Source organism: Vibrio sp. 10N.222.52.C12, assembly GCF_041474215.1.
Taxonomy (GTDB): Bacteria; Pseudomonadota; Gammaproteobacteria; order Enterobacterales; family Vibrionaceae; genus Vibrio; species Vibrio crassostreae_C.
In genome coordinates, this window is sequence record NZ_JBFRTR010000046.1 from 1 (window position 1) to 12,242 (window position 12,242).

6 protein-coding genes and 1 riboswitch are annotated in these 12,242 nt (G+C 44.4%); of the genes, 4 read left to right on the forward strand and 2 right to left on the reverse strand.

Going from position 1 to position 12,242, the window contains the following annotated elements:
* Both uvrA and AB4623_RS08780 read left to right on the forward strand, forming a co-directional pair.
* Positions 1–1,276, forward strand: a 1,276-nt coding sequence (gene uvrA, locus AB4623_RS08775; RefSeq protein WP_372146183.1) for an excinuclease ABC subunit UvrA, incomplete at its 5' end; no start/stop codon positions are given.
* Between the two features lie 96 nt (positions 1,277–1,372).
* On the forward strand, positions 1,373–3,136 hold the full coding sequence (locus AB4623_RS08780) for a PglL family O-oligosaccharyltransferase (RefSeq protein WP_372146185.1): 1,764 nt from the start codon (positions 1,373–1,375) through the stop codon (positions 3,134–3,136).
* Between the two features lie 112 nt (positions 3,137–3,248).
* Here AB4623_RS08780 and AB4623_RS08785 read toward each other — a convergent pair whose 3' ends face one another.
* A complete protein-coding gene (locus AB4623_RS08785) occupies positions 3,249–4,388 on the reverse strand; it encodes an alanine--glyoxylate aminotransferase family protein (protein ID WP_017061337.1) in 1,140 nt (379 codons plus the stop codon).
* A 176-nt stretch (positions 4,389–4,564) separates the two neighbouring features.
* Positions 4,565–4,742, forward strand: a riboswitch (Lysine riboswitch).
* Between the two features lie 108 nt (positions 4,743–4,850).
* Between AB4623_RS08785 and lysC the strand changes: the two genes are divergently transcribed.
* Entirely contained in the window at positions 4,851–6,218 is a 1,368-nt protein-coding gene (lysC, locus tag AB4623_RS08790) for a lysine-sensitive aspartokinase 3 (RefSeq protein WP_372146187.1), read from the forward strand.
* 106 nt (positions 6,219–6,324) lie between these two features.
* Here the strand turns inward: lysC and metH are convergent, their stop codons facing one another.
* Entirely contained in the window at positions 6,325–10,002 is a 3,678-nt protein-coding gene (gene metH / locus AB4623_RS08795) for a methionine synthase (protein ID WP_372146189.1), read from the reverse strand.
* A 169-nt stretch (positions 10,003–10,171) separates the two neighbouring features.
* Here metH and AB4623_RS08800 point away from each other — a divergent pair, with 169 nt between their 5' ends.
* Entirely contained in the window at positions 10,172–11,452 is a 1,281-nt protein-coding gene (locus AB4623_RS08800) for a sodium:proton antiporter (RefSeq protein ID WP_017061334.1), read from the forward strand.
* Positions 11,453–12,242: the final 790 nt, after the last annotated feature.

Consider the following 12,242-nt stretch of genomic DNA (forward strand, 5'->3'; position numbering starts at 1 on the left):
CCACCAGCGCGATAATGAACGTCTATTGCAAACCTTAATTCACCTGAGAGACTTAGGTAATACGGTACTTGTTGTGGAACATGACGAAGATGCAATTCGTTGTGCTGACCATGTTATCGATATCGGTCCAGGAGCAGGGGTGCACGGTGGTCACGTGGTGGCAGAAGGTACCATGCAAGACATCATCGAAAACCCGAACTCTTTGACAGGCCAATACCTGAGCGGTGCTAAAGAAATTGCAGTGCCTGAAAAGAGAACGCCTATCGACAAGAAAAAGGTCGTCGAGATCGTTGGCGCAACGGGGAACAACCTAAAGAATGTGACCGCGACAATTCCTGTTGGCTTGTTCAGTTGTATTACGGGCGTATCAGGTTCGGGTAAATCAACGCTTATCAACGATACCTTCTTTAAAGTCGCCCACACTCAATTAAACGGTGCCACGACTGCAGTTCCAGCAAAGCACAAAAAGATTAAAGGGTTAGAACATTTTGATAAGGTAATCGACATAGATCAAAGCCCTATCGGTCGTACACCAAGATCAAACCCTGCGACCTACACAGGGATTTTCACCCCTATTCGTGAACTATTCGCGGGCACTCAGGAATCACGTTCTCGTGGTTACAAGCCAGGTCGATTCAGCTTTAACGTTCGTGGTGGTCGTTGTGAGGCTTGTCAGGGAGACGGCGTAATCAAGGTAGAGATGCACTTCTTACCCGATGTGTATGTGCCTTGTGATGTGTGTAAAGGTAAGCGCTATAACCGTGAGACTCTAGAGGTCCGCTACAAAGGTAAAACCATTGACGAAGTTCTAGAGATGACTGTGGAAGATGCTCGTGAATACTTCAACCCGGTACCTGTTATCGCTCGTAAGCTGCAAACTTTAATGGACGTTGGCCTCTCTTACATTCGCTTAGGGCAAGCAGCTACAACCTTATCTGGTGGTGAAGCTCAGCGTGTTAAATTAGCGCGTGAACTGTCTAAACGAGACACGGGAAAAACCTTATACATTCTCGATGAGCCAACAACAGGCCTTCATTTCCACGATATCCAGCAGCTACTGACGGTATTACATAGACTGCGTGATCACGGTAATACAGTTGTCGTGATTGAGCACAACCTAGATGTCGTTAAAACAGCAGACTGGATCCTAGATCTTGGCCCAGAAGGTGGGCAAGGTGGTGGTGAGATTGTTGCAGAGGGTACACCTGAAGATGTGGCGTTAGTCGAAGGTTCACACACTGCTCGCTTCCTTAAGCCTATGTTAAATTTGAAGTAGGTGTAAAATAGCGCCCTGCGGGCAGACAGAAAAATGTTAAAGTAACAGAGCTTGTTTCAGAAGGAACAAGCTCTGTTTTTATAAGGTTAGGGATTTATGGCAACAATACACACTAGCGGTACTCAGCTAGAAAATCAGGTCACTCAGCTACCACTCAACAAAGCATTTCTGGCTTCTTTAGCTGTTGTATTCTTGTTAGCTATGCATTTTTTTATGCCGAATCCTGGTGGTTCGGGCCTTGCTCTATCCTTTAACCCTACCACTTGGCTAGCGCTAAGCTTCACGCTAGCGATTGGCTTTTACCAACTCGCGACCAATCGAGTACTCAAGTATTCCAAATTAACAATTGGCTTGTTGATTAGCTGCATCATACTCACGCTACCCATTTTATACAGCAATGCTGCACCTCAAGGAGCGTCAGGACGCTTGCTTGGATTGTGGGCGGGCTTTGCCTTATTTGTGGTGCTGCAGCAATTTAAGTTCAGCAATAAACACAAGCAACGTATGTTGTGGTTCATTGTACTTGCTGTTGTTATACAAGCACTATTTGGCTATGTGCAATATTTCTTATTAGAACCTGGCAACCTATTTGGCTACAACACTGCTGCAAACCGACCATATGGGATATTTCAACAACCGAATGTAATGGCAAGCTTTCTTGCTACTGGTTTTGTGCTGTCCGCTTACCTTTTAGCAAGGCAGCCGGCTAAATATAACCATAAGATCAGCGAATCATTCCTACTGTATTTAACTCCAACCTTAACCGTGCCCTTGCTGATCATCATTGCATCACGTACCGGATGGTTGGCCGCTGTCATTGGGTTTATCTGCATTCTGCCCTATCTATACAAGTTCTCGACCAAGAAACGCTTCTACGGATGGTGCGCATCAGTGCTCGTCGGTGTCGTCGTCGCTTTTTCGGTGATCAGCCTAAGTGCGACTGATAGCCTCGCTAGCAAGAAAGCGAACCTAGAAAGCCCGCGCGCTTATACGTTCCCGCAAGCTTTAGATATGATGATCGAAAAGCCATTTACAGGTTATGGTTACGGGAAATTTGAGTCTGAATACACGCTATATACAGCTCGCCAACATCAACTCAACTCGAACTATCATCCAGGTCTTCCTTCAATGGATCACCCGCACAATGAGTTCCTGTTTTGGGGAGTTGAAGGGGGGATTGTACCAATCATCGGAATCTTGATTGCTGCAATATTGGTGATGTCACGCATAACAAGTTCAGCAAAGGGAACACGTCTAGCCCTGCTCGCGTTATTTATCCCAATCCTTTTGCACTCTCAACTTGAGTATCCTTTTTACCACTCGGCGATTCACTGGATAATATTCATTATATTGATTTACTGGGTAGATCAGCGCTCTTCCCGACATTATCAACAGTCGTTCAGTATCATCAGCAAGACCCTATTTAGAGTGTTGAGCTTAGTGCTCCCTATTTTGGTCAGTTTTTATATGTTGAGCGCCCTGCACACCAACTATGTACTGACTAAGTTTGAACTGTCTAAGCCGAAAAATCCGGACATTCTTAAGCAGGTAACGAACCCAGTGGTGTGGAAAGATCGCTACGATTGGGATATATACAGCACTTACCTTAATATCGGCCTCTACAAAGCCGACCCGAGCCTTATACAGCCTTACATCGATTGGTCACTGGAGATCATAAAGAGTAAACCAAGACCGGCTTTCTACAGCAATCTGATTCTGGCGTATCAAGGCCTAGGAGAAGAAAGTAAAGCAGAGCAAATTCGTAGCGAAGCGAACTTTTTATTCCCTAACAGAGACTTTTCAAAGGTTCAGTATAAGAAAGTGTCACAAGCAGAAGATAACGTTTCGTCTGCAGAATAATGTTAAGAATTCGCAACGCAAGCTTCACTTAGTAGGCAGTAGGAGCTTGGGGTAGATACAAAAAAGCGCACGATCTCTCGTGCGCTTTTCTTTTTAATTTCAGTTCATGCAGCTACTTCAAAACATCTTTTAGCGCTTTTAGGCACAACGCGACATTCTCTTTACGAGCACCGTAACCCATTAGGCCGATACGCCATGCCTTACCAGCCAAAGAGCCAAGCCCAGCACCGATTTCAAGATTATATTCTTCTAAAAGCTGCGTTCTGATCTTAGCCTCATCAATTCCTTCTGGGAAATAAAGTGCATTAAGCTGCGGCAGGCGGCTCTCTTCATCAACCACAAACTTTAACCCTAGAGCTTCTACGCCTTCTTTAAGCTCTTGGTGCATCGCATGATGACGAGACCACGCATTATCTAAGCCTTCATTTTTCAACAAAACCAGCGACTCATGCAGAGCATAAAGGCTGTTCACGGGTGCGGTATGGTGGTAGCTACGCTTACCTTCTCCACTCCAGTAACCTAATACTAAACTTTGATCCAAAAACCAGCTTTGCACTGGTGCTTTACGGGCTTTCATTTTATCAACCGCACGCTGAGAGAAAGTCACTGGAGATAGCCCTGGCACACAAGACAGACACTTTTGGCTGCCAGAATAAACCGCATCAAGCTGCCACTCATCAACCAGCAATGGCACACCACCTAATGATGTCACTGCATCAACAATCGTTAACGCATCAAACTGACGAGCGACAGCAGAGATAGCTTGAGCATCAGATAACGCTCCGGTTGATGTCTCTGCATGCACAAATGCAACAGCAACGGCATCGGGGTTTTCTGCCAATGCTTGTTCTACCTTTTCAACTGAAACGGGCTTGCCCCATTCGTCATCAACAAGGATGGCTTCGCCACCACAACGCACCACGTTTTCTCGCATACGCTCACCGAAGACACCGTTACGACAAACAATCACCTTTTCACCAGGCTCAATCAAGTTAACAAAACAGGTCTCCATACCCGCACTGCCCGGTGCAGAAACGGCAATCGTAAATTCGTTTTCAGTCTGAAAAGCGTATTTAAGAAGCTGTTTAAGCTCGTCCATCATCGCAATAAACAGCGGATCTAAGTGACCTATGGTTGGACGGCTCAAAGCCTGTAACACTTGAGGTGAGATATCTGAAGGACCAGGTCCCATTAACGTTCGGTGTGGTGGATAAAAGCTATCGATAGCAGTAGTGAGTGGTAAATTAGACATGTACATCCCTTACGTTAATGTTGTGAACAATCCACCCTAAAGCAAATTGATTACCTCAGCAATTAGCCATAAGTATTGAGGTCAAACCACTGTCACATAATTGTTAAAATTATTTTTCAATTATCTCAAGTTACGGATTGACATTGTTACCACAAAAACGTTCAATGAAACGGCTATCTAGCAGAAGAGGAGCACTGCCCAGGCAGATGTTTTGTGGAACCGCATTTCCAATACAAAACATTTATGGGGAGCAGTGCCGAGATAATAAAAGTATGCAGGACCTTTATTATCGGTTGAGCGGGCTGAATCCCGTCAACTGTCGCCATTTCTATATGGTGAAGAGCTTCTGAGGTTACTATTCTAATAATTCCTCTCTTTTTGCTCTAAAACTCTCTTCGAAAAACATCGGACGTTGGATTACCCAACCGTAATTTTATTTTAGGAAGTCGTGGGAGATATATCGTGAGTGCATCTAATGTAGCTGGTTCTTTTAATGTCGCTAAGTTTGGTGGAACAAGTGTTGCCAACTTTGAAGCAATGGGCCGTTGTGCTGCCATTATTGAAAACAACTCAAACACGAAACTGGTCGTGAGTAGTGCATGCTCTGGTGTCACTAACTTGCTGGTTGAACTGGCAAATGGTGTTCAAGATAAAGCACGTCGTCAGGAATTAATGGCGCAATTAGCGGACATTCACAACGCAATTCTTGACCAACTCGCAGATCCAATCAGCATCGAAAAAGAAGTTCACAGCATTCTTGATGACATTGCGAGCGCTGCCGAGGCTGCATCATTCCAAACAAGCACTAAACTGACGGATCACCTTGTCGCATGTGGCGAGTTGATGTCGACACACATCTTGGCTCAGATCATCCGTGAACGAGGCACTCCTGCTGTTCGCTTTGATATCAGAGATGTGATGCGCACTAATGATGATTTTGGTAAAGCCGAACCTCAACTAGAAGATATTGCCGCTCTAGCGCAACAGAAACTTATTCCACTTTGCCAACAACAAGTTGTCGTTACCCAAGGTTTTATCGGTGCTGATAGCGAAGGCAACACCACGACTTTAGGCCGCGGTGGCAGTGATTACTCAGCAGCATTGATTGCCGAATCTGTAAAGGCGATTGGTCTAGAAATCTGGACGGATGTTCCGGGTATTTACACCACTGACCCTCGTATTGCACCTAAAGCTTCTCCTATCCCAGAGATCAGCTTTAGTGAAGCATCGGAAATGGCAAACTTTGGTGCGAAGATCTTGCATCCATCGACTCTAGTACCTGCATTACGCCACCAAATCCCGGTATTTGTCGGCTCTTCTAAAGCACCAGAGCTCGGTGGTACTTGGATTCGTCAAGAAGTTGAGAGCTCTCCTCTATTTAGAGCGCTTGCCCTACGCTGCAACCAAACTATGGTTACGCTACGCAGTGCTAACATGTTCCATGCATATGGCTTCTTGGCAAAGGTGTTCGAGATCCTTGCTAAGCATAAGATCTCGGTCGATCTTATCACTACCTCAGAGATCAGTGTGTCACTTACTCTGGATCAAACGGATACCTCTGGTGGTGCCCCTGAGTTACCTGAAGCCGCTCGCATTGAGCTTGAGGAGCTGTGTTCTGTAGATATTGAACACGACCTATGCCTTGTTGCTCTTATTGGTAACAACATGAGTGAAAGCAAAGGCTATGCAAAGCAGGTCTTCGGCACTCTTGAAGACTTCAACCTACGCATGATTTGTTACGGTGCAAGCCCACACAACCTGTGCTTCTTACTAAATGAATCTGTTTCTAAGTTGGCGATTCAAAAACTGCACCAAGAATTATTTGAATAGAAAGTCCGTTTATCATCGACAGATAAATCACAAATACAAAAAGGGTTGCTATTTAGCAACCCTTTCTCTTTTTACTTTACGAATCAAAGCTCATCATAGATTCAAACTAGTTAATGTTAGGACCTAACCACTTCTCGGCTTCTAACATATCCCAACCTTTGCGGTCAGCATAGCTATCCACTTGATCCTGTTGAATCTGTGCAATAGCAAAGTATCTAGCATCAGGGTGTGAGAAATACATACCAGACACTGAGGCACCAGGCCACATCGCGTAGCTTGTCGTTAATGACATATCGATTGCCTTTTCAACGTCCATCAGCTCCCACAACGTACCTTTCTCTGTATGCTCTGGGCAAGCAGGGTAACCTGGAGCTGGACGAATACCTTGGTATTTCTCTCGAATCAAATCGTCGTTAGACAAATTCTCATCTGGCGAGTAACCCCAAATATCCTTTCTCACTTCTTTATGCAGATATTCCGCGAACGCCTCAGCCAATCGGTCAGCAACCGCCTGAATCATAATCGCGTTGTAGTCATCGCCTTTCGCTTTGTATTCATCAGCCAGCTCTCGCTCACCAATACCACCCGTAACCGCAAAGCCACCAATCCAATCCGCTTTACCGCTTTCTTTTGGCGCAATGTAATCAGACAAACAGTAGTTAAAGCCTTTTGGTTTCTCTGTTTGTTGACGAAGATTGTGTAGAACTTTTAGAACTTCGGTACGAGATTCATCGGTATACACCTCAATATCATCACCAACACTGTTCGCTGGGAACATGGCACACATACCACGCGCTTCAAGCAGCTTCTCTTTCTCTACGCGATCCAGTAAATCATTAGCATCTTTGAATAAACGTTTTGCCTCTTCACCCACTTCTTCATGATCAAGGATTGCAGGGTATTTACCAACCAATGACCATGTCATAAAGAATGGAGTCCAATCGATGTACTGACGCAAAGTTGCCACATCAAAATCATTGAAGATGTGAACTCCCGGCTTAGCGGGTGCCGGTGGCGTATACGCATCCCAATCGATAGCAACTTTATTGGCACGAGCTCTTTCAAGCGTGACAGGCTTGGTACGAGGCTTCTTACGATTGTGCTGATCTCGAACGCGATCGTAATCGATATCCAGCTTCTCAACGAAAGCGGGTTTCAATTCATCAGAAAGTAGTGAAGTACAAACACCCACTGCACGCGAGGCATTATTTACGTATACAACAGGTTCTGAATAATTCTGCTCAATCTTAACTGCTGTGTGAGCTTTAGATGTGGTTGCGCCGCCAATCAGAAGAGGCAGCTTGAAACCCTGTCTCTCCATTTCTTTAGCAACATGTACCATTTCATCAAGAGACGGTGTAATCAGCCCAGACAGGCCAATAATGTCGACATTCTCTTCTTTCGCTACCTTGAGAATCTTCTCGCAAGAAACCATCACACCTAAGTCGATAATTTCGTAGTTATTACACTGTAAAACCACACCAACGATATTTTTACCGATATCGTGAACGTCACCTTTAACGGTCGCTAACAAAATCTTACCGTTAGTTGCGCCCACTTCTTTGGATGCATTAATGAATGGTTCTAAATGGGCAACCGCCTGTTTCATCACACGCGCAGACTTTACAACCTGTGGTAAGAACATCTTACCTTCACCAAACAGGTCACCAACAACGTTCATTCCGTCCATTAGAGGACCTTCAATCACTTCAATAGGACGAGAGGCATTAACACGAGCTTCTTCGGTATCTTCAACAATAAAGTCGGTGATACCTTTTACCAAAGAGTGCTCCAAACGCTTCTCTACAGGCCAAGTTCGCCACTCTAATGCAGATTTATCTTCAACCTTACCAACAGCACGCTCTAGGTATTCGGTCGCCATATCCAGCAATCTTTCAGTCGAATCATCACGACGGTTTAGTACCACATCTTCAACAGCATCACGCAGATCTTCTGGAACATTATCGTAAATTTCCAACTGGCCAGCGTTTACAATGCCCATATCCATACCGTTTTTAAAACAGTGATATAGGAATACCGCGTGAATAGCCTCACGGACGTAGTTATTACCACGGAATGAGAATGAAACATTCGACACACCGCCAGAGATCATCGCATGCGGGAGATCGCGTTTGATGTCTCCTACTGCTTCAATGAAATCAACCGCATAGTTATTATGCTCATCGATACCAGTAGCCACTGCGAAAATATTCGGGTCAAAAATAATATCTTCTGGTGGGAAACCGACTTCATCAACAAGAATGTTGTAGGCATTGGTACAGATTTCGACTTTACGCTCTCGAGTATCAGCCTGCCCGACTTCATCAAACGCCATCACGATGACAGCAGCACCATAACGACGAACTAATTTGGCTTGCTCAACAAACTTCTCTTTGCCTTCTTTTAGAGAGATTGAGTTAACGATGCCTTTGCCTTGAATACACTTTAGGCCAGCTTCGATAACTTCCCACTTAGAAGAATCGACCATAACAGGTACTTTCGAGATTTCAGGTTCTGAAGCACATAGATTCAGGAATTTAACCATACACGCCTCGGCGTCTAGCATCCCTTCATCCATGTTGATATCGATAATTTGAGCACCATTCTCGACTTGCTCTCGAGCTACACTCAAGGCTTCGTCGTAGAGCTCTTCTTTGATAAGGCGCTTAAAGCGTGCAGAGCCGGTAACATTGGTCCGCTCACCTACATTCACGAACAAAGATTCTTTAGCTATCGTCAGTGGCTCTAGTCCCGAAAGACGACAAGAAACTGGTAAGTCTGGCAATTGACGCGGCGTTACACCTTCAACGGCCTCAGCCATTTGACGGATATGCTCTGGAGTAGTACCACAACACCCACCAATTAGGTTCAAGAAGCCACTTTCAGCCCACTCTTTAACATGTTCAGCCATATCCTCAGGAGAAAGGTCATACTCGCCAAATGCATTAGGCAAACCCGCATTAGGGTGAGCAGAAACATTGCACTCTGAGATACGAGACATCTCACCGACATACTCACGCAGTTCATCAGGGCCCAATGCACAGTTCAATCCAAATGAGATTGGTTTTACATGACGAAGGGCGTTGTAGAATGCTTCTGTCGTCTGTCCTGAAAGGGTACGACCTGATGCGTCAGTGATGGTACCGGAAATCATCACTGGAAGAGCAATACCCACCTCTTCAAAAACAGATTCAACGGCGAAGGCACACGCTTTCGCGTTTAACGTATCAAAGATAGTTTCAATAAGAATTAAATCTGAACCGCCCTTAATGAGCGCGCGAGTCGATTCAGAATAGGCTTCAACCAGTTCGTCAAAGCTAACATTACGGTAACCTGGATCGTTTACATCAGGGGATATAGAACAAGTTCGGTTGGTAGGGCCTAATACACCCGCTACGAAGCGAGGTTTTTCAGGAGTCTTTGCAGTCCATTCGTCAGCGGCTTCTCGTGCTAACTTGGCTGCTGCAAAGTTAATCTCTTCACTAAGGCTTTCCATATCATAGTCGGCCATAGCGATGGTTGTAGCGTTAAAGGTATTGGTTTCGAGGATGTCAGCCCCAGCTTCCAAATACTCCATATGGATATCTTTGATAAGCTTAGGCTGTGTAAGAACTAAAAGGTCATTGTTGCCCTTCAAGTCACTGTGCCAATCAGCAAAGCGTTCACCACGATAGTCTTGCTCTTCCAATTTATAATCCTGAATCATGGTGCCCATGCCACCATCAATCAGTAAAATTCGTTGCTTCAACAGAGCGTCAATCTTTTGCCTTACATTACTTCCCACGGTACAACCTCATTCCTTTAATTATCCCTCCATCCTATCACACATTAAAAAGGAGTCTAGACGTCTAAAAAAGGAAATTGATTACTGAGTCATGACAAAAAAATGTTTGCTATTTGAGCATGAGACAACGAAAATTCATATTCATACTTTGTTACATGTTGGAATCCCAATGTCGGTCTATTACACCTTATGCTTCTTGTCCGCTGCAGCCATGCTTATTGCTTTCGTGAATACAAAAATTGGTAAAATGCAGACAACCATCGCCATTACAGCTGGCTCAATGATGTTATCTCTATTAATTATCATTGCGGGACAAAACAATTGGTTCCAATTGGCTGACATCGCCTCAGAAACCGTTGCCAGTATCAATTTTGAAGATTTCCTTCTAAAAGGGATATTAGGATTCTTACTATTTGCAGGCGGTTTGGGAATCAAATTACCAAACCTAAAAGACCAGAAATGGGAAATAACAGTACTCGCGTTAGGTGCTACGCTGTTTTCAACATTCTTTATCGGTTTTGTGCTGTACGGGTTTTGCCAGTTCATCGGTATTCAATTTGATCTGATTTACTGCCTACTCTTTGGCTCGCTAATCTCTCCAACCGATCCCATCGCCGTGCTAGCAATAGTAAAGAAACTCGACGCTCCCAGAAGAATCTCTACTCAAATCGAGGGAGAATCTCTATTCAACGATGGTTTTGGCTTAGTTATCTTCGTAACCCTATTTACTATCGCATTCGGCACAGAAGCGCCAACCGTCGGTAGTGTGACCATGCTATTCGTTCAAGAGGCAATTGGCGGCATCGTCTACGGTTTTGTTTTAGGTCTTGTATTCCATTACCTAATCAGCAACACCGACGACCACTCGATGGAGTTGCTATTAACCATCGGCATTCCAACTGCTGGTTATGCGTTTGCTGAAGTTCTACATGTATCAGGACCATTAGCGATGGTGGTCTCAGGTATCATGATTGGTAACTGGACTCGCTTTATCGGATTCTCAAAAGAGAGTGAAGATCACTTAGATCATTTCTGGGAATTGATAGATGAATTCTTAAACGGCGTATTATTCCTACTAATTGGTATGTCGATGCTGTTATTCAAATTCCACCAAGAAGATTGGATCTTAATGGCTTTCGCAGTCCCTCTAGTATTGAGTGCACGTTACTTGAGTGTTTTCTTGTCTTACATCGGATTTAAACGCTTTAGAACTTACAACCCGTGGTCGATTAAGATTCTAACTTGGGGTGGTTTACGCGGTGGCTTAGCACTAGCCATGGCACTTTCAATCCCTTCAGGTATCTGGGTAATTGAAGACAAAGCAATAGATGTAAAAGAGATAATCCTTGTCATGACATACGCCGTTGTTGTGTTCTCTATTCTAGTTCAAGGCTCAACAATCACTCCTATGATAGAGAAAGCAAAACAAGCAGAGAAAGAGCTAGATTAACACCTAGATAGATCAACCAAAGCCGCCTACTTTAGGTGGCCTTTTTTATACCCAATGAAAGTCAAACTCACCAATTCCCATACTGGAGCTATCGCTGAAAGATATGCGTGGAACATAGAGCTCATATCGATATTTGATACCGGTAATATTTGAGTAATCGAAAGCCTTAATGTGGGTGGACAGAACTCTTTAAGGAGCTTAAGTCATACAGAGAATTAGTTCTTCTGCCCACTCGCTAGTCTACCCAATAACCCACTCTCAAGTTATATAAGCTTCAATCGAAAGACTTCACCTTTCACCTGGAAACAAAAATAACGGGACTCAACGTCTCGCTAGAATAGCGTTAGTTATTAACAGGACTACGGAGCTAGATGAGTGGTGAACAGAAAGCTTTAGCTTTGAACTAAGTCATTAAATACAGCAAGGCTGCACTAAATCAGTGTTCGATAGAGATAGCTAAAGGAACACATGGTACTTCAAGTGATACTTGTAAAAATGACAGGAATAAAAAGCGCTAGCATTTCTGCCGAGACGTGCAGACTAGAGTCTTAAATATGGCAAGGCTGGAATGAGTAGGCACTCCGGAGATTCGAGCACGCAGGTGAGCTAGGAGCGCCTAGTTATCCCAACATTACTTCGTAGAAGCAGCAGATACAAAAAAGCCCCAGTATTTCTGCTGAGGCTTAGTATATGGAAAGGTTGGAGGTTTAGACTCCCAACACGCGCTGTTTTGGTAAGTAGGAGAATCCGCGGCTTTGCTAATGGCGTATATTATACCAATCCGGAAAAT